The sequence below is a fragment of the Gluconobacter cerinus genome, assembly GCF_002723935.1.
Taxonomy (GTDB): Bacteria; Pseudomonadota; Alphaproteobacteria; order Acetobacterales; family Acetobacteraceae; genus Gluconobacter; species Gluconobacter cerinus.
The window spans coordinates 823,944-846,694 of record NZ_BEWM01000001.1 but is presented as its reverse complement, the minus strand read 5'-3'; the positions used below and the strand labels follow the sequence as shown (position 1 = coordinate 846,694).

The 22,751-nt window shown below is 56.0% G+C and carries 17 protein-coding genes; 11 read left to right on the top strand and 6 right to left on the bottom strand.

Going from position 1 to position 22,751, the window contains the following annotated elements; translation table 11 throughout:
- Both xdhC and GCE01_RS03810 read left to right on the top strand, forming a co-directional pair.
- Positions 1-792 (top strand): xanthine dehydrogenase accessory protein XdhC, encoded by a 792-nt coding sequence (gene xdhC, locus GCE01_RS03815; RefSeq protein ID WP_099211024.1) that lies wholly within the window; start codon positions 1-3, stop codon positions 790-792.
- Positions 793-972: 180 nt separating this feature from the next.
- The gene (locus tag GCE01_RS03810) at positions 973-2,514 is read left to right on the top strand and encodes a glucoamylase family protein (RefSeq protein ID WP_235271728.1); all 1,542 of its coding nucleotides are present in this window, start codon (positions 973-975) and stop codon (positions 2,512-2,514) included.
- An 18-nt stretch (positions 2,515-2,532) separates the two neighbouring features.
- Here the strand turns inward: GCE01_RS03810 and treZ are convergent, their stop codons facing one another.
- From treZ to glgA, 3 genes are read right to left on the bottom strand one after another with little or no spacing between them, the layout of a single operon-like run.
- Complete coding sequence (treZ, locus tag GCE01_RS03805) at positions 2,533-4,290, bottom strand: malto-oligosyltrehalose trehalohydrolase (protein ID WP_099211022.1); 1,758 nt, start codon at positions 4,288-4,290, stop codon at positions 2,533-2,535.
- A gap of 17 nt (positions 4,291-4,307) precedes the next feature.
- Positions 4,308-6,509 (bottom strand): 1,4-alpha-glucan branching protein GlgB, encoded by a 2,202-nt coding sequence (glgB, locus tag GCE01_RS03800; protein WP_099211020.1) that lies wholly within the window; start codon positions 6,507-6,509, stop codon positions 4,308-4,310.
- A 12-nt stretch (positions 6,510-6,521) separates the two neighbouring features.
- Positions 6,522-8,162, bottom strand: coding sequence for a glycogen synthase GlgA (glgA, locus tag GCE01_RS03795; protein ID WP_099211018.1), 1,641 nt, complete (start codon positions 8,160-8,162; stop codon positions 6,522-6,524).
- Positions 8,163-8,366: 204 nt separating this feature from the next.
- Here glgA and glgX point away from each other — a divergent pair, with 204 nt between their 5' ends.
- Together glgX and GCE01_RS03785 are read left to right on the top strand one after the other, a co-directional pair.
- Positions 8,367-10,505, top strand: coding sequence for a glycogen debranching protein GlgX (gene glgX / locus GCE01_RS03790; protein ID WP_099211016.1), 2,139 nt, complete (start codon positions 8,367-8,369; stop codon positions 10,503-10,505).
- 83 nt (positions 10,506-10,588) lie between these two features.
- Positions 10,589-10,777 carry a YqaE/Pmp3 family membrane protein gene (locus tag GCE01_RS03785; RefSeq protein ID WP_086634214.1) on the top strand — a complete coding sequence of 63 codons (189 nt, stop codon included), beginning with the start codon at positions 10,589-10,591 and terminating at the stop codon, positions 10,775-10,777.
- 74 nt (positions 10,778-10,851) lie between these two features.
- On the opposite strand, the gene GCE01_RS03780 is transcribed toward GCE01_RS03785, so the two are convergent.
- Positions 10,852-11,646, bottom strand: a complete 795-nt coding sequence (locus tag GCE01_RS03780) for an SDR family NAD(P)-dependent oxidoreductase (protein WP_099211014.1) — start codon at positions 11,644-11,646, stop codon at positions 10,852-10,854.
- 177 nt (positions 11,647-11,823) lie between these two features.
- On the opposite strand from GCE01_RS03780, the gene GCE01_RS03775 reads away from it, so the two are divergent.
- From GCE01_RS03775 to GCE01_RS03745, 7 genes are all read left to right on the top strand, one after another.
- Positions 11,824-15,447 (top strand): PAS domain-containing protein, encoded by a 3,624-nt coding sequence (locus tag GCE01_RS03775; RefSeq protein ID WP_099211013.1) that lies wholly within the window; start codon positions 11,824-11,826, stop codon positions 15,445-15,447.
- Positions 15,448-15,506: 59 nt separating this feature from the next.
- Positions 15,507-16,346 carry an aldo/keto reductase gene (locus GCE01_RS03770; RefSeq protein WP_099211011.1) on the top strand — a complete coding sequence of 280 codons (840 nt, stop codon included), beginning with the start codon at positions 15,507-15,509 and terminating at the stop codon, positions 16,344-16,346.
- Between the two features lie 101 nt (positions 16,347-16,447).
- Positions 16,448-16,921 carry a flavin reductase family protein gene (locus GCE01_RS03765; protein ID WP_046900185.1) on the top strand — a complete coding sequence of 158 codons (474 nt, stop codon included), beginning with the start codon at positions 16,448-16,450 and terminating at the stop codon, positions 16,919-16,921.
- A 156-nt stretch (positions 16,922-17,077) separates the two neighbouring features.
- Entirely contained in the window at positions 17,078-19,279 is a 2,202-nt protein-coding gene (locus GCE01_RS03760; RefSeq protein WP_244591069.1) for a TonB-dependent siderophore receptor, read from the top strand.
- 7 nt (positions 19,280-19,286) lie between these two features.
- Positions 19,287-19,559, top strand: coding sequence for a hypothetical protein (locus tag GCE01_RS03755; protein WP_244591068.1), 273 nt, complete (start codon positions 19,287-19,289; stop codon positions 19,557-19,559).
- Positions 19,556-19,864: a hypothetical protein gene (locus GCE01_RS03750; protein ID WP_099211007.1), complete on the top strand. Its 309-nt coding sequence runs from the start codon at positions 19,556-19,558 to the stop codon at positions 19,862-19,864. Before GCE01_RS03755 ends, GCE01_RS03750 begins: the two co-directional genes overlap by 4 nt.
- Positions 19,861-21,417 (top strand): PepSY-associated TM helix domain-containing protein, encoded by a 1,557-nt coding sequence (locus GCE01_RS03745; RefSeq protein ID WP_099211005.1) that lies wholly within the window; start codon positions 19,861-19,863, stop codon positions 21,415-21,417. Before GCE01_RS03750 ends, GCE01_RS03745 begins: the two co-directional genes overlap by 4 nt.
- Here the strand turns inward: GCE01_RS03745 and GCE01_RS03740 are convergent.
- Together GCE01_RS03740 and queF are read right to left on the bottom strand one after the other, a co-directional pair.
- Positions 21,412-22,224, bottom strand: coding sequence for an aminoglycoside N(3)-acetyltransferase (locus tag GCE01_RS03740; protein WP_099211003.1), 813 nt, complete (start codon positions 22,222-22,224; stop codon positions 21,412-21,414). The two genes, GCE01_RS03745 and GCE01_RS03740, sit on opposite strands and share 6 nt — an antisense overlap.
- 3 nt (positions 22,225-22,227) lie before the next feature.
- On the bottom strand, positions 22,228-22,716 hold the full coding sequence (gene queF / locus GCE01_RS03735) for a preQ(1) synthase (protein WP_099211147.1): 489 nt from the start codon (positions 22,714-22,716) through the stop codon (positions 22,228-22,230).
- Positions 22,717-22,751 lie beyond the last annotated feature (35 nt).

Here is a 22,751-nt window from a genome sequence, read left to right as displayed (position 1 = left end):
ATGCTGGAAGCCATCCGCCGCTGGCGTGATGCGGGGGAGGCGGTGGCCAGAATCACGGTTCTGGTCGCCAAAGGGTCCACGCCGCGTGAGGCCGGGGCTTATATGCTCCTCACACAACGCGAGCAGGTTGGGACCATCGGCGGGGGACGTCTGGAGTGGGACTGCATGGCGGATGCCCGGGCCCTCCTCACCAATGGTGACGATCATCTGGAACGTCATATCCCGCTGGGGCCTGCCATCAACCAGTGCTGTGGCGGCGCTGTGACGGTGAGCATCGAGCGCATACGAAACCTGGATGACATTGAGAGTCAGGCCTGGAAAGAGCGGGAGACGCTGCCTCAGTTGATTCTGTTCGGGGCAGGACATGTTGGGAGAGCGCTGGCGAAATCATTGGCGCTTCTGCCCCTCAGGCTTGTCTGGGTTGATGCGCGGCAAGATGAGTTCGGGCCTGTTCCGCCAACAGTCGAAGCACAGGTCACATCAGACTGGGAAAGCACCTTGAATGCAGCGCCTGCTGGTTCGGGCGTTCTGGTACTGACACAAAGTCACACTCTGGATGCCCTCATTACAGGTGCAGCGTTGGCACGAAATGATCTGCGATACGTTGGGATGATCGGCTCTCGTACGAAACGCAAACGCTTTGAGAGTGCGTTCCGGGCAATCGACATCCCGCAACAGCAGATTGATAAACTGGTCTGCCCGATTGGAGATTTCGGCGTCCGGGACAAGCGTCCTGAAATGATTGCAGCTTTCGTTACGGCAGAAATTGCGGCTCGTTTGCTGGAAGTTTGACGGCAGTAGGAATCCGGGACTCGGCCATGTAACGGAAGCTTGCAAAATCGTACGGGATTCGTAATTTCCAAGTGGATAATTTTCGATATTTCTGGCAGTTTTCCAAGCCTCGCAGACATCACGCCGTTGTGATGTAACACCACGTTCAAGTGATGCATCTTCTGCGCTTATGGTGAGCCTATGAGCACTGACTTTCGGATGCAGCCTGCGCCAGGCAGCAGGTTTCTCTCGACAGCACGACGTGCAGGACAAAAGTTCTGTGCTTCATCCTCCCGTTTTCTCCGGACTGGAGTAGCGGCAGGGGTTGTGCACCTTGCCCTCTTTTCAGGATCTGCCATCGCAGCAGGTGCGGCGATACCGCAGGCCGACAAACCACCATCCCTCACGGCGGCCGATCAGACTTTTGTGGAAGATCTGGAACATCGGACGTTCCGCTGGTTCTGGGATACGGCCAACCCCAAGAATGGGCTGATCCCTGATCGCTCTCCGCTGCCGAATGGCGCTGCGAGCATTGCGGGTGTGGGCTTCGGTTTGACGGCTTATGGAATTGGAGCGGAGCGCGGATACATAACCCGCCAACAGGCTGCGGACCGCACGCTGACCACCCTGAGATTTCTGATTGGTCTGCCGCAGAACGACAAGGTTTCAGGGGCGGCAGGGTACAAAGGCTTTTTCTACCATTTTTTGGACCCCAATACCGGCTTGCGCGTCGCGGACTGGTCTGAACTTTCCAGTGTAGACACAACACTTCTTATGGGCGGCGTTCTGTTTTCCCAGTCTTATTATGACCGGGATACTGCGCAGGAAAAAGAAATCCGCGACATTGCCGATCGCCTGTATCGCCGTATCGACTGGACGTGGATGAAAGCGCATGGCCCTTGGCTGAGCATGGGATGGTCGCCGCCCAACACGTTCATCACGACGGACTGGAAGGGCTATAACGAAGGCCTGATCATTTATCTTCTGGCCATTGCATCGCCAACGCATCCCCTTCCAGCAGAAACATGGAAGACCTGGACGGCAACCTACGACGGACAATGGGGAGATTTTCAGGGCCATAAGCTGCTGAATTTCGCACCACTCTTTGGTCACCAGTACAGCGAATCCTGGATTGATTTCCGTGGCATTCAGGACGATTTCAATCGCAAGCATGATGATGACTATTTCCAGAACGGGCGTGAAGCCGTGTACGCGCAGCGCGCTTACGCACAGGCGAATCCCGGAGACTGGAAGGACTACGGTGCCAATATCTGGGGTCTGACCGCCTGTGATGGCCCCGGGGACATTCAGCAGGATTATGACGGAAAGCATCGCCATTACCTTGCTTACAGTGCACGTGGTGCTGGCCGGGATTACATTCTCGACGATGGCACCATTGCACCAACAGCCGCGGGTGGATCGATTGCCTTCGCGCCTGAAATTGCTCTTCCTGCACTGGAAGAGATGCGTAAGCGCTACGGAAGCCGGATTTACAATCAGTATGGCTTCCTGGACTCCTTCAACCCGTCATTCAAAGACAAGAATGATTACTGGGTCGACGGGCAGCAGCTTGGCATTGATCAGGGACCTATTCTGCTAATGCTGGAAAACTGGCGCAGTGGCTTCGTGTGGAACACGATGAAAAAGAATCCTTATCTGCGTGATGGCTTAAAGCGCGCGGGATTCCAAGGCGGCTGGCTGAACGAAAAAACAGCGTCCAGCCAGGGCGACCGTCCGCTGTAATTTTGTAGGTCGTCCTCGTTAAAAGGCGCGACCAAGTGCCGCAACGAGCGTTCCGGGCGGAAGTGTCTGGGATGCTCGTTTAGGGCTAGTTTCGTAAAAGATGTTTTCTGGCTCGGGGACCGATACAGTGTCTGTCCCCAGATTAACGGCGATGGTCAGCAGGCTGCCGTCCTCAAGAGTCCAGGAGGCAATGACAGCTTTCTCTCCCAGAATATCGGCTCCCGCGCTGTAAGCTCCTTTCAGGTGCGGCGTAATTTTGGAATGGCGTAAGGCCAAAAGTTCTTTTGTTCTGGCAAGCCATGTCTGACCTTCCGGTGTGTCCCGTTCGGCTCGGTCCGGGCGAGAAATTCGAAATGTTTTCGGGTCAGTGGGGCTCGGAAGTGTCGCAAGAATGTCCGGGTCCGTCAGGTTGCAGTATTCGGCAAACTGTTCTTCGCGCCCACGGCGGACCTTCTCGCCAATGGCCCCGTGAAAATCCGAAAAGAAATAGAACGGCGTTTTTGAGCCCCACTCTTCCCCAAGGAACAGCATTGGCGTCATGGGGCAAAGAAGAAGCAGCGCATAGGCGGCTTTGAAGGCGTCGGGGTCAGAAAGGGTGATCAATCTTTCCCCCAGAGGGCGATTACCGATCTGATCGTGGTTTTGTAAAAACGTTACGAATTTTGTTGGAGGTAAATCGCTGCTCGGACTGCCACGCGTTTTCTGGCGCGGCGGAAAAAATTCGCCCTGCCACGCAAGCCCCTCTGTCAGGACACGTTTAAGAAGGCCGGTTGTTTCGTGATGAAACGGCAGGAAAAATCCTTTGTCCTCTCCGCTGAGCATGACGGTCAGGGTGTGGTGCCAGTCTTCGCTCCATTGTCCAGAATAACCATCGCGGAGAAGGCCCGCGTCATTATTCTCGTTTTCAAGAATTAAATGAACATGGCGGCCCTTTTCGACGGTTTTGTGAATGCGGCTCCGAAGTTTATAAAACCATTGTCGATCCGTAATGGCCCATGCGGCATCGATGCGGAGGCCGTCGAAGCGATATTCCATCAGCCAGTAAAGCGCATTGTCGATAAAGAAATCCGCTACGATTGGGTTATGGAAGTCGATACCATCACCCCAGGGCGTGTCGTAGCGCGGGTCGAAGAAGCCCTTTGCATATTCCAGCAGGTAATTCCCATCTGGGCCGAAGTGATTGTACACAACATCCAGAAAGACCATCAGACCCAGTGAATGAGCATGGTCGATCAGGTCTTTCAGGGCTTCAGGCCGTCCATAAGCTGGCGTTGGGGCATAAACCAGAACGCCATCATATCCCCAGTTCCAGTGACCGCTGAAACTGTTGACCGGCATGAACTGAACCGTTGTGATGCCCAGATCCGCCAGTTCCTGAAGGCGGGCTTTCATGCCCTCATAATTGCCTTCAAGACCCAGATGAGTCTCATAAATTATCGTTTCTTCCCACGGGCGCCCCTTCCAGTCGGGTGTTTTCCAATCATAAAAATCGGGGTCGAGAATTTCGCTTCGCCCATGTACGCCATCAGGCTGAAAGCGGCTGGCCGGGTCAGGAACCGTGACGTTGTCGCGGACGCGGTAGAGGTATCGTGCCCCGGCACCACAAGGTGCTTCAGCGACGAATGTTCCATCTGCGTGTCGCCTCATGGCGATGGGCGGAAGGTCTTCTACTTCCACGAAGACTCTCTCACAGGAGGGAGCCCAGAGCGTGAACCGTGTCCGATCGGGAGCGATGAGTTCTGCACCCAAGCGGTTTTTAAACCTGAAGGAAGACATGCGCTGCGTCCTTTGTCTCAGGGAGCTGGAGAAAGATAAAGCACGGCAAGAGGGGGGAGGATCAGTTCGACAGAGTGTGGCATGCCGTGGGCAGGAATATCCTCGGCATACACCTGCCCATGATTGCCGAGATTGCTTCCACCCAGATGGGCTGCGTCTGTATTGAGGAGCTCTCGCCATTCACCGCGCCATGGAACGCCGATGCGGTAGTTCATGCGCGGAACAGGCGTCATGTTGCTCACAACAAGAACAGGGCGTGCATCTGGAGACTGTCTGAGCCAGGCAAAAACGGTGTTGGCGATATCATCGGCAACGAGCCACTGAAACCCTTCATGCTCATCATCGGAAGCATGTAGGGCAGGGTAGGAGCGATACAGCGTGTTGATGGAACGAACCGTCTCATGCATGCCGCGGCCATACCCGTCCCACAGCCGATACCACGCCAACTCACCTTCATGATTCCATTCGTGCGGTTGAGCCAGCTCTCCGCCCATGAAGAGAAGTTTTCGGCCCGGATAGGCCCACATCAGGGCATAGAGTACGCGCAGATTGGCATGTTTCTGCCACTCATCTCCCGGCATTTTGGTCAGGAGAGACCCTTTGCCGTGAACAACCTCATCATGGGAAAGTGGCAGGATAAAACGTTCCGAATAAGCATAGATCATGCCGAAAGTGATGTCGTTTGCGTGGTAACTGCGCCAGAGCGGATCAAGCTCCATGTACCGCAGCGTGTCATGCATCCAGCCCATATTCCATTTGTAGGTAAAGCCCAGGCCGCCTGTTCTGGCGGGCGCTGTCACGCCTGGCCAGGACGTTGATTCTTCCGCGATCAGCATTGTGTCAGGGTGGAGGTCTTCCAGAGTTTCTGACAGATGGCGCAGGAAATTGACCGCTTCCAGATTTTCGCGCCCTCCATGAATGTTGGGGCGCCATTCTCCTTCCTTGCGGCTGTAATCCCGGTACAGCATGGACGCGACAGCATCGACGCGCAGACCGTCGACGTGGAACTGTTCCAGCCAGTGCAGGGCGCTCCCCGCCAGAAAACCACAGACTTCGTTGCGTCCGTAATTATAAATCAGGGTGTGCCAGTCCTGATGATAGCCTTCCTGCGGGTCTGCATGTTCATACAGGTGTGTGCCATCGAACTGGCTCAGCCCATGCTGATCGGCAGGGAAATGGGCAGGAACCCAGTCGATGATGACGCCGAGACCGGCTTGATGGCAACGGTCAACGAAGTTGGCAAACTGGGCGCGTGAACCATGGCGCACAGTAGGTGCATAGAGGCTGAGCGGTTGGTATCCCCACGACCCGGAATAAGGATACTCCGCGATTGGGAGCAGCTCGAGATGAGTAAATCCCAGATTCTGAAGATACGGAATGAGCACATCACCAAGCTCCTCCCACGTCATGATGTCATTGCCATGCTGGGGATGACGCCATGAGGGGGCATGAATTTCGTAAATTGAAATGGGAGCCTGACTGGCATGTCTGGCCGCGCGCGTGCTCATCCATTCCGCGTCGTGCCAGACAAAGTCATCTGGTGCCGCAATAACAGAGGCATTGGCAGGCGGCAGTTCTGCGGCTTTGGCATAGGGATCGGCTTTGGCAGGAAGAACGTGTCCATCCTGAGAGACTATTTCGTATTTGTAACGCTCTCCGGCGTGCACTCCAGGAATAAATAATTCCCACACGCCAGACCCATGACGCAGGCGCATGCAGTGCCGGCGGCCATCCCAGATATTGAAGTCGCCAACGACGGAGACACGTTTGGCATTTGGTGCCCACACTGCGAAGCGGACGCCATTTACACCCTCAACGGCCATGGGAATGGCGCCCATCATCCGGTCGATCTGCTGATGTTTCCCTTCCGAAAAAAGGTACAGATCCATGTCGCCCAGAAGTAGTCCGAAGCTGTATGGATCATGGGTATCCTGCCAGGCGTCGGCCCAGCGGATACGCAGGCGATAGCGGGCGGAGCGGGGGAGCGTGGCGGAATACAGGCCGCGATCATCGATCCGACGCATGGTCTTTTCCAAAACCTGCCCTGATGCCTGTTCCACCATGAGATGGACTTCCACAGCATCGGGGTAAAAGACTCTCACAATATCCTGGCGATGATCCCGGTGGCGGCCCAGGAGTGCGAAGGGGTCACTGCACTGCCCGGCCATAAGTGCGTCTGTCATGGATTGAAGAACGGGATCGACCGGACGAGCCATCATGCAAAAATACCTTCAGGAACGGGTGCCCGTACGGGGCGTGAATGGAACAAGTGAAGACGTCGCTGTGTCACCTGCGGTGCGCGGCATCCGTGCGACCTGCCGTGACAGCCGTGGACGTGCAGATGCCGGATCGGCGCGGCGTGGGGCGATATCACTGCCCGGCTCTGTCATGACTGTTTCATGGCCGGTCATGTCCTGCAGCAGGCGGGCGTATTGGGCGGCTTTGCCATTCCAGGACACATCGTGCAGGGCACCATTCCGCTGCATTCGTGCCCAGACAGCCTTTTGACGAAACAGTGCCTGCGCGCGGCGGATTGCCAGATAGAGCATGTCCTCTGTTGTGGGGGAGAACAGAATTCCGTTTGCGACGCCCTCTGATACAGCGGCTGAATTGGCATCAATAATGGTGTCGCTCAGCCCGCCCACACGGGCTGCAATCGGGATTGATCCGTAACGCAGGGCATGAAACTGCGTCAGGCCGCAGGGTTCAAAACGGGAAGGGATCAGGGATGCATCGACCGCAGAGTGCAGTCTGTGGCCAAGTGTCTCGCTGTACCGCAGATGGCAGACGAAATTTTGCGGATACCGGCTACGTAGGGTCGCAAACTCCTGCATGATGCCTTCATCACCCACACCGACAACTGCGAGCTGGATATTCTCCTGAAAGAGGCGAGGGGCCAGCTTTGCGAGAAGGTCAGCCCCTTTTTGTGTGGTCAGACGACTGACCATCCCGAGAAGCAGAGCATCCGATTTCTGGGGAAGGCCAAACTCAGCCTGAAACACACGCTTGTTCGCACGGCGCGCGATGATGTCTCCAACCGCGTAAGGAAAGAAGACGGAGGGATCGGTCATGGGGTTCCATTCCCGAAGATCCACGCCATTCAGAATGCCGGTTAGGGCGTTGGAACGTGCCCGCAGGACGGTATCCAGCCCCATTCCTTCCTCAGGAGTCTGAATTTCTTCTGCATAGGTTGGTGACACACTGATCAGACGGTCTGAAAACTGAAGAGCGGCTTTCATGAAGCTGATCTGGCCGTAATATTCGAGTTGGTCGAAGGTAAAAGACCACTCCGGCAAACCGAACGCGTGTAGCATTTCGCGGGGGAAGAGCCCCTGGAACGCCAGGTTATGTACGACATGGGCGACCGGCGGCGTCGGGCCCTCCATATAGCGCAGATAGGCGGGAACCAGCCCGGCATGCCAGTCGTGGCTCAGAACTGCGTCTGGTTTCCAGTCCGGTAGTAATCCGGAAGCAATTAATGCGGCCGTTCGGCATAACACCGCATAACGGATGCCGTTGTCGCTCCAGGGCTGACCGTCTGGCGAAAGATATGGATTTCCGGGACGATTGTAGAGATCCGGCACGTCCACGGCATAAAGCGTGCCTCCATCGGTGCGGCCTTCCCAAAGGATAACGGAATATCCGAGAACATTATCGATCCGGATTGTTTCTTTGCGGTTGCACAGTGCATGCAGAACTGCCGGATAGCCGGGCACAATGGTGCGTGTGCTGATCCCGTGAGGCTCAAGTGCCGCTGGCAGTGAGCCAACGACATCTCCCAGTCCCCCGGTTTTGATCAGCGGATAAATCTCCGCCGCTACGGAAAGAAGCTGCAGCTCTCTCACAGCTGATGCGGGCGTATTCTGCGTCATCACACACACACCTCTCGCTATCCTGCGGAGTTGGATATTTTTTGGCTTTGTCGATGAAACAACGCCTGATGGATGCTGTTGGAAACGCCTTCACAAATAATTTATAGTCGTGTCAGAAGCCCTTCCAGCGTTATCGCCCCAAAAGCTGCACGGCTCTGCCATGGGGCAGGAAAACCGACTTGCGTTTTTGCTGGAACAATCAAAATGAGCGGTTCGCGTCAGAAGGGATTACAGGAAGGAAATCCTAATAATCTCGGAGCTACCTATGACGATTCCGGGGTAAATTTCGCCGTTTTTTCTGCCCACGCCAAAGCTGTTGAAGTCTGCCTGTTCGATGAAGACGGAACACGCGAGACAGATCGGATCCGTCTGCCTGAATATACCGATCATGTTTTTCATGGATGGATCCCGGATCTGAAGCCGGGGCAGTTATATGGTTACCGTGTTCATGGGCCTTATGAGCCCGACGAAGGGCACCGGTTCAATCCGAATAAATTGCTCCTGGATCCATATGCCAGAGCATTTCATGGGGATCTTAAATGGGATCCTTCCCTGTTTGGCTATGAGCTGGACAGCCCGGACAAGGATTTGAGTTTCAGCACGGCAGACAGTGCTGCATTCGTCCCTAAAGCCATCATCATTGACCCGACGCCGCAGCATTTTGACCATCCCGATACACCCTGGACAGATACGGTCATCTACGAGATGCATGTGAAAGGGTATACCCGTCAGAACTCTGCCGTGCCCGAGAAACTGCGGGGAACCTATGCCGGACTGTCAGACCCGAAACTGCTGAAAAGTATTCGGGATATGGGCGTGACGGCGGTGGAATTCCTGCCGGTTCAAAGCTTCGTCAACAGCAAATTTCTGGCGGATAAGGGCCTTAGAAATTACTGGGGCTATAATACGATTGGTTTTTTTGCCCCCGAAAGCCATTACGCAGCAGAGCCTGATAATGCGGCTCAGGAGTTCCGGGCTCTGGTGCGTGCCTGCCATGAAGCGGGCCTCGAAGTTATTCTCGACGTTGTTTACAACCATACAGCGGAGGGTAACGAGCTTGGTCCTACGCTTTCATTCAGGGGCTTGGATAATGTTTCCTATTACCGGCTTATGCCGGACAGCAAGAGACATTACATAAACGAAACGGGAACCGGAAATACATTCAGCCTGACGCATCTGAACTGCATCCGCTTTGTTGCGGACAGTTTAAGATATTGGGTCAAGGAAATGGGTGTTGATGGATTTCGGTTTGATCTCGGAACAATACTTGCGCGCGAGGAAGATGGTTTCCATAATGATGCAACGTTTCTGCGCGTCTGCCGGCAGGACCCTGTGTTGTCGCATGTGAAACTGATTGCCGAGCCCTGGGACGTTGGTCCGGGTGGTTATCAGGTTGGGAATTTTCCGCCGGGCTGGGCGGAGTGGAATGACACGTTTCGGGATACTGTTCGTGATTTCTGGCGTGGCGAGGCCAAGTCTGGCGCGCTGGCGCCCAAGCTTCTGGCCAGCCCGGACCGTTTCAATCACAGTGGACGTCAGACATGGGCCAGCGTGAATTTTGTCACGGCTCATGACGGTTTCACGCTCATGGACTGCGTCTCCTACAACGAGCGCCATAACGATGCGAACGGGGAGGAGGGTAAGGATGGCTCTCCCGATAACCGATCCTTCAATTATGGCGTGGAAGGACCGACAGGAGACCCGGATATTAATGCTACTCGCTGGCGCCAATGCAGGAACATGCTGTCCACTCTGCTGCTGTCACAGGGAACGCCGATGCTTCTGGCCGGTGACGAATTTGGCCGGACGCAACAGGGGAACAACAATGCCTACTGTCAGGACAGTGAGATTTCATGGCTGAACTGGGAGATCGGCAAAGAAGGCGCCCAACTTCAGAATTTTGTTCGCCGCTTAACGGGATTGAGGCGCCGGTATCCCATTCTCCGGCGCGGGCGCTTTCTGACGGAGGCTTACAATAAAGAGCTGGATGTTCAGGAACTCACCTGGCTGACTGCTGGTGGCAATCAGATGATGCCGGAAGACTGGGGGCACGATCAGTGTTTTGGTCTGATGATCGACGGCCGCAGCCAGCGGAGTGGCATCATGCGACGCGGGTCAGATGCGACTGTGCTGCTTGTATTTAATGGATGGAAAGACGCCGTTCCATTCATACTGCCAGAGACAGGAGAAGGCCGGTGGAAGCTTCTGTTGGACACAAACCAGCCAGACGCTGGTAGCGAGATCGAGAAAGAAGTCTTTGACCAGAAGCATGAATACACCGTCACCGGTCGGTCTCTGCTGCTGCTGGAACTGATTTGTCGTGAAGCTGGTGAGTGTGCCTGAGGGCGGACATGGCGGATGAAACATTGCATCCATGTCAGAGCTGACGAAGAATGACGGACCCTGTTTTAGGAAAGGACTATCTTATGCGTCTCATTCTTGCCCTGCTTCTGCCGTGGCTTCAGTTCTTCACCATTGGTCGCCCGTTTGCAGGCATTATCTGCCTGTTCCTTCAGGTGACTGTCATTGGCTGGATTCCGGCTGCAATCTGGTCCGTGTATGCGTTGAGCCAGTATCGCACCGATCAGAAGCTGGCCGCTGCACGTCGCGGCTGAGCCTGTAACGGCCCATAAAAAAGCCCCGACGTCGAAAGGCGCCGGGGCTTTTTTATTATTCTCAATTCGGGTCTTTAGATCGTATCGACCGTTCCACCATCAACCCGCAAAGCTGCACCCGTCGTGGCAGAGGCGAGGGGCGATGCTGCGTAAACAACGATATTCGCGACTTCATCAACTGTTGCCATGCGCTGAAGGATATTGCTTGGGCGGTGCTTCAGGACGAAATCCGCCGCAAGCTCTTCCACAGGCTGAGTGCTGTCAGGGTTCTGGGCCTTGAGCATGTCTTCCACACCCTCGGAAAGTGTCGGTCCTGGCAGGATGGAGTTTACCGTGACATTCGTTCCCGCCATATCCTTGGCCAGACCGCGGGCAAGACCCAGCATGGCCGTTTTGCTGACACCGTAGTCGATCATTTCCACCGGAATGTTGATTGCAGATTCCGACGCAATAAAAAGAACACGGCCCCAGTTACGCTCTTTCATGCCTGGCATGTAGGCGCGGGCCAGCCTGACACCGGAAAAGAGGTTGACCTCGAACAGCTTCTGCCAGCTTTCATCCGTGGTCTTGAAGAAGTCATTGGGGCCGAAAATTCCGGCATTGTTGATCAGAATATCAACAGCGCCTTCAGTGTTCACAAGCGTGTCACACCCTTCGGCAGTGCCAACATCCGCCACCACACTGCGGAAAGTGCCACCAGGAATACGTTCCCGCAGAACGTCCAGCGCTTTGTCTACGCTTTCCTGTTTGCGGCCGTTGATGATGACGGTTGCGCCAGCTTCTGCCAGGCGCCGCGCTATGGCGAGCCCGATCCCGCCAGTGGACCCTGTGACAAGGGCTGTACGACCACTCAGATCAATTCCAAGCATGGCGGGTTTCCTTCTTCATCGGATGGCACATGGCGAAGGAAACGCAGCACGCTCTTGATGGTCGCAAAGGTTTTATGGAAAAGAACTCTGGCGGGAGGCTGCGCTCCTGTGAAGATCTGTTAGTGTGAGGTCGGCCCTCGTCCATCCGGGAAAAGCGGCGTGACCGGGAGAGACAGCATGATGGCCGGTTCAGAAGTAGCGCAAGCCAGCGGCAACGCTCTTCCTCCTTCGATCGTGCATCAGATCAGAACAGCCCTTGAAGACTTCTCGGAGCATCTACTGGCTTTGGCAGTCAGTCTGGGTGGTGGAGCTGCTGCTCTGGTTCTCCGTGACCATGATCGGGAGTGGGTTATTGTCTCTGGTGGAGACAGCCACTTTCTTGCCGAGCTTGAGGGTCAAAATCCTGAGGCTGTTTGCCGTCTTCCCGTTTATGAAAGCTCTCCTGAAGTCTGGCTGTGTGTCAGGCAGAAAACGCCAGGTCTGGAGAATGTCCAGGCCCTTTGCGCGCGCCATATTGCCAGGTCATTTCCGGTGGCAGACGGCTCCGGAGTGGCCAGTCAGCTTCATCGGCTGGATCGGCGTATCAGAAGAATGGCCGAAGCCGCGGAGATGGGTTTTTTCCGCTGTAATCTGACGCGTCGGCTTCTGTTTGGAGATGAGCGCTTTGCCCAGATCTGGGGGCTTTCTCCCGAACTGCTGATGCAGGGGCTTTCGCTGGAAGATGCATATGCCTGCCTCCACCCAGATGACCGCGCCGCATATGAAAGTGTTGCAGAAGACGAATTGCGGGAAGAAGGCACTTTCGAATTCCGTTTCCGCATCGTGGTCTCACATGCGCAGGGTCCGACAATGGTGCGGCATCTGCTTATTCGTGGCTGGCGGGATGATGATCGGCCGGGTCACGATGATCTGTGCTCTGTCGGCGTGGTTATGGACGTTTCAAACGCCTCTGCCGTGGCTGAGGCGCTCAGATCCAGCGAAGCCTTTACCCATCTTCTTCTCTCCAGTTCACCAGATTGCATTCATATTCTGGACATGGATGGGTGCATCCGGTTCATCAATGCAGGTGGCATCGAGGCAATGGAACTCGATAGCCCGATTATCCTGCATGGTGTTCCCTGGGTTGATCTGTGGCGGGGGCAGGCCCGCATCATGGCGACTCAGGCCGTCAAAACGGCACTGAGTGGAGAGGCGGGACGCTTTCAGGGTTATGCCAATACCATGCGGGGAAACCGCCGCTTCTGGGATGTGGCCGTTACCCCGATTTTTGGAGAAGACGGGGACGTCCAGCGGCTTCTGGCGACGGGGCGTGATCTGACGGAAGTCAATCAGTCCAGTCTTCGGCTTCAGCTTGCACTGGATGCAGGCGCCATTGCCGGAACATGGATGTGGGATGACAATTCTTCTCTCGTGATCGGGGATACGCGTCTGGCTGAAACGCTGGGCCTTGATGCAAAAGCACTGGAGCAGGGCGTTCCTGTTACAGCGTTCTATGCTGCTATCGAGCAGGAAGATCAGGGGCGTGTAGCGGCCGCAATCACAAACGCCCTCCACACAGGGGGGCGATGTGATTTCGAATTCCGTGTCCACACACCGGCCGGCCCGCGATGGTTTGAAGGGAATGGTCGTTGCGATCTGACTGAAGACGGGCGACCGCTCCGTTTTCCCGGCATCGTGCTGGATATTGATCACAGCAAGAGACAGGCCCTCCGTCAGGCAGCCCTGGTGGAGCTTGGAGATCGCCTGAGGGCACTGGAAAATGCTGATGAGATGGAAGGCGTCGCCGCGCAGATCCTGTGTCGCGAACTTTCCGTAAGCTGCGCCGCCTACGGAACCGTCGATGAGGCGGGAACGGGTCTGCTGATTGGTGCAATGCGGACAGTGACGCTGGGGTCAGGCAGTCATGTCCAACGTCAGGCGTCTATCCGTGGATTCCACGCGTTCCGTGACTATGGCGATTATGGGCCTCTGTTGGCTCGCGGGCGTACTGTCGCAATTTCAGATGTGCGTCTGGACACTTTGACGCTTAAGCGTGTCGAACGCTTTGAAACCCTCAACATTCGCGCGCTTTTGAATGTGCCCCTGTTCAAGTTTGGCAGGCTCGTGGGTGTGATGTGCGTGTATTCCACTGTTCCGCATGTCTGGACCGAAGAAGAAATCGTCTTCACCCGTGCTGTGGCGGATCGCACCCATGCCGCCATGCGCCAGGCCAAGACCCAGCAGGAATTGCGTGAAATGAACGTCATGCTGGAGGAACGGATCCGCCAGCGAACGCGGGAACGTGACCGCCTCTGGACCATCGCCAAGGACCTGTTCGTTATCATCAGCCGAAGTGGTCACTACATGGCTGTCAGTCCCTCCTGGTTGCGGGCGTTGGGTTATACACAGGAAGGTCTGATCGGGCTGAGGATTGAAGCCCTGTGTCATCCGGATGATCAGGCTGCGGTTTGTGAGGCGTTCGATCGGGTTCGACACAGCACGCCCTGGTCCGATGTCGCGCTGGACGTGCGGATGAAGCACCGGAACGGCACATGGCGGCTCTATAATTGGAACTTCAATAATGAAGGGGACACCATTTACGGTGTTGGCCGTGATGTCACCGAGCGCAATGATCTGGAAGAGCAGTTGCGCCAGTCCCAGAAAATGGAAGCTGTTGGCCAGCTAACGGGTGGTCTCGCTCATGACTTTAACAATCTGCTTGCGGGAATAGGCGGAAGTCTTGAGCTGCTTGAAACCCGACTGACGCAAGGCCGCACTATTGGTCTTGATCGTTATATCACGGCGTCGCAGGACGCGGTGCGACGTGCGGCCTCACTGACGCACCGTCTGTTGGCGTTCTCGCGTCGGCAGCCTTTGGACCCCGTGCCGACAGATGTGAATGGTCTGGTCAGTGGTCTTGAGACCCTTCTTCGCGGAAGCGTTGGCCCACTGGTGTCTATTCAGTTTGATCTGCAGCCAGGAATCTGGACGACACGGGTTGATGCTAACCAGCTTGAGAACGCTGTGCTCAATCTCTGTATCAATGCACGTGATGCGATGCGGGAGAGCGGCGGGACCATACGGATCGTGAGCGCTAATACAACTTTGGGGTCTGTAGCCAGCCACGAAGCCGGGGTGCCTGTTGGTGACTACGTGCTTTTGAAGGTGGAGGACAACGGCTGTGGGATGGCGGAAGAAACGCTGCAACGGGCGTTTGATCCGTTTTTTACGACCAAGCCTCTAGGGAAAGGGACAGGCCTGGGGTTGAGCATGATTTACGGTTTTGCCCGTCAGTCTGGTGGGCAAGCCCAGATCAGGTCCCGGCCGGGAGACGGAACGTCTGTCAGCCTCTGGCTCCCCCGCTACAACGGGCCTGCCACTGTGTTACCAGCAGATGTTCCGGACGGTGATATTCTGACGAAAACGGCGTCAGTACGGTTGTCTGGAAAGCTGGTGCTGATTGTGGATGACGAGGAAGCCGTACGCCTCATTGTGAGTGACGTTGTCGGAGATCTGGGTGCAAGAGTTCTGACGGCAGAGGACGGTATTTCAGCTCTGGAATTGTCAGATCGTTTTTCGAATGGCGTTCAGCCAAGCGTGATGATTACGGATATTGGTATGCCAGGGGGCATGAATGGGCGGCAACTCGCTGCGCGCATGAGAGACAGATTTCCCGATCTGAAAATTCTGTTCATTACGGGCTATGCGGAGCAGAATATTCTGGATGAAGGACTGCTTGAACCCGGCTGTGCTTTGCTTGTGAAACCGTTCAGCACAGAAGCTCTGGCCCGCAAGCTTTCACAGCTCGTGGTGCCAGCCTGAACTCAGCCGACCGATCAGGCGTTTGATATGTAAGAACAAGATTTGAAAAGGAATTTCTGATGAACGATGAGGTGCCATATCTGGATAACCAGACAAGAATTACACTGAATGATGGCCGGGTCATTCCGCAGCTCGGGCTGGGCGTCTGGAAGACGCCCCCTGAAGAAACAGCAACGGTTGTGCGGGAGGCTGTGAAGCTCGGATATCATTCTGTCGATACAGCGCGTCTTTATCGGAACGAAGATGGCGTTGGTGAAGCTCTGGCGGATTATCCTGATGTGTTCGTGACGACGAAGGTCTGGAATGACGAGCAGGGCTACGACAATACGCTTCGTGCCTATGAGGAGAGCTGCCGGCTGCTGCGTCGTCCGGTTCTGGATATGTATCTCATTCACTGGCCGATGCCGGAGCAGGGCCAGTATGTGGAAACATGGAAGGCACTCGTGACCTTGCAAAGAGAGGGGCGCGTGAAGTCCATTGGAGTGTCCAACTTCGAGCCAGACCATCTGTCGCGTATTATGGATGCAACTGGCGTCGTTCCGGCGGTCAACCAGATCGAGCTTCATCCGTTTTTCCAGCAGAAGGCGCTGCGGGCCTTTAACGAACAGCACAATATCCGCACGGAATCATGGCGCCCGCTCGGGAAAGGGCAGGTGCTGGAGAACGCGACGATTGGGGAGGTTGCCCGGAGTGTTGGTCGGACGCCCGCTCAGGTCATTATCCGCTGGCATCTTCAGAACGGTCTGATCGTGATCCCGAAATCAGCGAACCCAAAGAGACTGGCTGAAAATCTGGACGTCTTCGATTTCACCCTCACGGAGAGTGACATGGCCGCGATTGAGAAACTTGATCGCGAAGATGGCCGTATGGGCGCGCATCCGATGACTGCCCGTTTCTGAAAAAAGAGAGCGTCCAGCGGTTCCTTGGCTTCTGGTGACGGTCAGAGTTCTCCTGTAATGGTGCCGGAACCAAAAATTCCGACGATGGCAGGAGAGTTGTCATGACGACACTGAATGAGCAGGACTTTCGCCGGGCGATGTCCCATTTCGCAACGGGTGTCGCAGTTGTGACCGCCAAGGGAAGCGAAGGCGAACAGGGTGCAACCATCAGCGCCCTGACATCTGTTTCCCTTGATCCGCTCCTGCTTCTGATCTGCCTGCATCGTGGCAGCTCGACTTATAAAGCGATTGCTGAAGCCGGACGTTTTGGTTTGAGCATCCTGAACAACAGCCACAAGGATGTGGCTATGCTGTTTGCTAGCAGAACGGCGGACAAATTCGGGTCAGACGTTGTGGTGCGGGCGGAAGACGGCACGGCCTTCATCGATGGCGCACTGGTGCAGATGCATTGCGAACTCGTCGAGACGTTTCAGGGTGGCACGCATGCGCTGTTCATGGCGAAGCCCACGTCCATCACCGTTCGTGATGAAGCCCCGTTACTGTACTTCCAGGGTCAGTTGGGAATTGAAGCGTAACCATTCGCCTGCTTTGGTTACAGGGATATGACCTGTAGGTCATGATCTGAAAAAGTGATGGAAATTTCGAAGTTTTTTTCGAAATTCCTCATTTTTCGTTGTTGAGAATAATTATCATTAGTGTTATCTCCGCGCTCGCTTTTCGGAGATTTTGTGATGCGGGTACGGTCGTGTCTTATTCCCTGTGCAACGATGTTGCTGGGGCTGCCTTCGGGTCTGGTGCTTGCGCAGGAGCCGGAGAAGGAACGTCCGAGGCATTATCAGCACCCTCCTTCTGGACGCGAAAAAGCCGCTGAACATTCCAGGCATGCGGATCATTCCCCTGAACTGTCACGGGAAGAGCGTCTGGAAGTGAAGGGCAGTCATGTCGGGTTGCTAGCGGCTGGCGGAAATGCTGCGACCAAGACATTCACGCCACTTGAAGACGTGCCCCAGAACCTGACCGTCATTACGCAGGCCCGCATGACGATGCTGAACGCCCGGAGTATTTCCGAAGCAGTTCGCTATGCGGCTGGTGTTTCCGATTATGGCTCAAAGGATGATCCACGCGGCTATTTCGGAACAATCCGTGGATTTTCGCCGGATATTTACCTTGATGGCACACGGACGCCGGACGCGACGACGTCTTTTTCCTACAGCATTGAGCCGTGGGGCCTTGAGGAGATGGACGTGCTGCGTGGTGCCTCGTCCGCGCTGTATGGGTCGGGACAGCTTGGCGGCATTATCAATGCTGTCAGCAAACGCCCGCGGTTGAATCAGCAGAATCAGGTGACATTCCAGACCGGGTCTTACAGTCGTGTTCAGGGCGCAGCAGATGTGGGTGGAGCGTTGAACGCCTCCAAGACACTCCTGTGGCGCTTCAACGGATTGATCCGAAAATCCGACACGTATGCCAAGAACATCAAGAACAATGAGATTTATGTCGCGCCTTCCGTCAGCTGGCGTCCGGACAGCAAGACGGATTTTACGATCCTTGCCAGTTATGAGCAGGTCGATGGCGGGTCCACGTCCCAGTTTCTTCCCGCAAACGGAACGCTTTATGCGAGCCCATACGGCTATATTGCGCGCAATTTCCTGAATAGCGATGCAGACTATGATGTTTACTCAAAGCGCCAGGCTTCCATCGGCTACAGCTTCACACGTCATCTGACGCCCAACTGGACCATCAGTCAGAACATGCGTTACGCGCATATTGACGCGTCATATCGATATGTGACGGCTGTTGCCCTGTCTGCTGACCAGAGAACTCTGACGCGTCAGGCTCTGCTGCAATCCTCAAACTATAACAATGTCACGCTGGATACGCGCTCAAACCTGAAGCTCAGGACGGGGCCTGTTCACCATGAGTTACTGGTCGGTGTGGATTTTCGCAGTGACTTCATGGCGTTCCGTCGCGGGCAAAAGACAGCGCCCTCTCTTGATCTGTACAATCCCGTTTACAATCCGATTTCCTGGCCGACCTACGGTACGACTACCAATACAAACGAGACAGAAACACAAACCGGCCTGTACGCGCAGGAGCAGGCAGACTGGCATCGTTTCTACCTGACGCTTTCTGGCCGTGAGGATTTCACGCAAAGCCTGACGGTCAATAATCGGACGGGGGAGCAGACCCCTCAGCAGAACAATGCCTTCACCGGGCGTGTTGGATTGCTTTACAAATCCGCCATCGGTCTGGCGCCGTATGTGTCTTATGCAACGTCTTTTCAGCCGCAGGTTGGAACGACACGTGAGAACACGCCTTTTCTGCCGACACGCGGACGGCAGATCGAAGCTGGTCTGAAATACAAGCCCCCACATGGCACGCCCTGGGGCGAAGATTTCATGTTAACGGCTGACTTCTTCAATCTGGTCGAAAGCAATGTTCTGACGACTGACCCAGCTGATTCGACCTATGACATTCAGACGGGCGAACAGAGAACACGGGGCTTCGAGGCGGAAGGCGTGGGTCGACTTCCTTACAAGATCGATATGCTGGCGTCGTTCACCTATCAGGACCCTCGCATCACGAAGACGACCGTCGCGGCCCAGAAAAACCAGCGCCCCGTGGCCATCCCATCTCACATGGCATCCCTGTTCCTGAAGCGTGATTTCCATCTGGCCCGAAACTGGGTGACGGGTCTGGGCGCTGGTGTGCGCTATACGGGCAATACGGCAGGCGCACTGCCTGCGACCTTCACGGTTCCAAGCCAGCTTGTCTGGGATTTGCAGGCGCACATCGATTATCGGCGCTTCGGAATTCAGTTCAACGGCACCAATATTGCAAACCGCCACTACGTCGCCGCATGTACGCGCTCGGTTGCTTGTGCGTGGGCGCCAGGGCGGGCAGTCTTCGTCACTCTGTCCTATCGTTGGTGAGCGACCGGTGGTGTTCGAACTCCTTTCTGTAGTCCTGACAAGTCTCGCGGCTGGACTGTTTTACCTGTCTGTACCGTCTCAGTGTCTGCTGCGCCGCTCTCTTTCGCCGCGTGAGGGCTTATTGCCGGGGCTGCTCAGCCTGTTGGCTGCTGTGGGGGGGATGAGCCTGAGAATGCATTTTCTGACCGCACTGCTGATCGTCGGAACCGTGCTGATGCTGGCGTGTATTCTGCTGCCTCTTACACTGGCGATTTTCAGGCCTCAGGGGCGCACATTGTGAGTGGTACGACGCAGCCCAAGCCATTGGATGGCACAGGATGGATCGGGAAGGTGTTGGCTGGACTGATACTCGGCGCCACGCTGGCGATCGGTCTGATGGGCATCCTGGGGCTGCTGTTTCACGCCGATGCCCAGCTTAAAACCGCAGCATCCCAGATTTTGCGCTGGTTTCCCGGGCCTGTCTGGGGGCTTGTGGTGGCATTTTCTTTCCTGTTCCGCTCCCCCCGTCATGCATGGCTGACGCTGGTTCTCGTCAACGCCGTGGTGTGGGTCCTGTTTTTCCTGCTGCATGGTGTCATGGCATGAAGATTCGCGGAGATGTCGTTCGGCTTTACCGGAATGTTCATAGCTGGGTGGGCATTATGGCAGGGCTGTTCCTGTTCATCGCCTTTTACGCAGGCGGCATGACGATGTTTGAATTGCCGCTGGGGAACTGGGCCTCTCGCACAGCTACGTTGCCAGCCCCGGTTCCGGCTGATCGCCTGTCCGAACTGGTGCAGAAGGCCGAGACGGCAGATCCGTCCATGATTGCCAACCATACTGTGGTTTTGCATCCGGATGAGACCAGTCCATCGAGCCTCATGTGGGTTGTCTCATCAGACAGGGACCATGGGCCTGCACGGACAGTTTATGCAGGTCTGGCCGCAGATGGCACACTCGTTACCCAGACGAGAACACCCTCGCAGGTCGGGTATTTCCTCAACATCCTGCATCAAAGAATAGGCCTTCCTCTGAACCGGGAATATGGGCGCCTTATCATGGGGATTGTGGCGCTTTTGTATGCTGTGGCGCTTGTGTCGGGCACGATTGTTCTGCTGCCCTCTCTGGTCCGTAATCTCTTTGCCGTCAGACTGACCGAAAATCTGCGCCGCATGTGGCTCGATTTTCATACATTGCTGGGTGTTTGCTCGCTGCCGTTTCACATCGTGATGGCTGCAACGGCTGCTGGGTTTGCATTTCATCAGCCCATCATGGCGTTGGAGAAAACCCTGTTTCTGCCAGCAGTGTCTACGCATCTGCCTCAGAAAAATCACTCGCACCAAGGTGACCGGCCTCAGGCACTTCTTGAGCCACTGGCGATTGTCGATGCCTTTCGAAAGCAGGTTCCGGGGCTTGAGCCGGACACGCTGGCCTATTCCAGCCGGGGCGGGAAGCTGTCTTTGCACGTGACGGTACAGGATGCGGCACAGATCAGCCGTCGGCCGGATGGGGGGTATGGCGAGGTCAATCCTTACACAGGGCGCCTGATCTCAACTGATTTTCTGCCCAACCATCAGAAGCCGGCATTCCAGGCCCTCACGTTGATCTACGCTCTGCATTTCGGGACTTACGGAGGGTGGCTGATCCGATGGGGCTATGCCGTTTTGGGGTTTGGTGGAGCATTCCTGTTTTACTCAGGCAATCAGCTCTGGATCTCATCACGCAGGCGCCGTGACCGTTCGGCTGGTCTGGCGGAAGACAGCTTTGGAACGCGCTGCCTTTCGGCTTTGACAACAGGCTGCATGATTGGCTGCATCAGCGGTGTATCCGCAGTTCTTGCTGCCGCGCCTTTCTTGCCAGAAGGAGGCCACTACCAGGCAGCTGAGGCCCTGTTTTACGCGGTCTTTTTCATCTGCCTCACTGTCGCTGCGTGTTGGGGCGGAACGAGAAGTCTTCGTCCCCTTATAACTGCGGCTGGCGTGCTGACCCTGCTGATCCCCCTGACGGACATGACACGATCTCTGACGTCGGGAGAGGTTACGTCCTTGGCTGCGAGTGTGGATGGTGTGGCGCTTGTTTATGGAGTGGTTCTCATTGTGCTGGCCCTCAGAAAGAGCCCGCACAGGCGGACTGAAATACGCATCCCGGTTACATCATAAGGGGGACGGTAAGCTCCATATTTCCACGGCCGTATCAACCGCCTGCGCAACTGGAAACAGCCGCGAGGGGGCCGCCCCGACATGGCCATGTTGCAGCATGGCCTGCCCATCTAGCTTTGCCCCGATGGCCGGAAAGCGCTCCACATTCGTTTGCGGCATGCGGAACCGGACCCAACGACGTTCCTCATCCACCAGCAGAGCAGTTCCGTCTTCAAACGTGGGGCCGTGCGGATCTGAGAGGCGTTCCGCCAGATGAAGCGCCGTACAGGTTTCCCAGCCTGTGCCGATCATCAGCACGTAAGCGCCGCACTGGTTCAGAACCGCGAGAGGGGAAACAACGCCAAACGGGTCTTCGAGAGGCTGGCTGGAGAGGATGTCTGCAGCCCGTGGCCCCCGGGCTGTAAAGGAAACCTGCGGATGCAGGCTTCGGAGCGTTCCAGGCCACGTGCGGAAGGTCTCGGCAACGGTGCCAACGCCCCGCGTGGAGGTTGTGCGGGGATCGAACGCTGGCATGCTGGCCCGGATCGTGTCCCACCAGGTCTGTGGAACGGGTGGATCACACCATCCGGCGGGATCGCTCAGGTCCGAAGACTGCGCAGGCATGACGATCGTGCCTTCCGGCCCCACAACCTGAAGAAGAGCCTCAATAACACTTCTTGCCCCGCCACAGATCCAGCCAATACGGCTCATGGCCGTATGAACCAGAACCGTCATACCGGGTTCAAGGCCAATCCGTCTGAAATCAACCGCCAGCCGTGCCTGGGTGATAGGCCCGCGGGCACGGGCAATGGCAGCCGCTTCAGTCATGTCTCAGCCACGGCCCCGATAGCCGGGAACGTCCTGTGAGGGAATCCAGACGCCTACTGGCGGTTCACCTGTCTGCCAGAAGACATCGATTGGAATGCCGCCGCGGGGGTACCAGTAGGCTCCGATGCGCAGCCATTCCGGATCGAGCAGTTCGACAAGGCGTTCGGCAATCGCAACGGAGCAATCCTCGTGGAAAGCGCCGTGATTGCGGAAGCTGGTCAGGTACAGCTTGAGAGACTTGCTCTCCACGATCCATTTGCTCGGGATATAATCGATGACGATGTGCGCGAAGTCCGGCTGGCCTGTCACGGGGCAAAGAGATGTGAACTCCGGTGCCGTGAAGCGCACAACGTATTTGCGACCCTGATGAGGGGAGGGCACACGCTCCAGAACGGCTTCTTCCGGGCTGTTTGCGGCAGGCGTGTTACGGCCAAGCTGGCTCAGGGCGTCAGTTCCCGGGGCGGAAGGCCCCGTTGGATGATGGTCGGACATGGTGGATTCTTCTCGCGGAAAGACTGTGTTTTCCG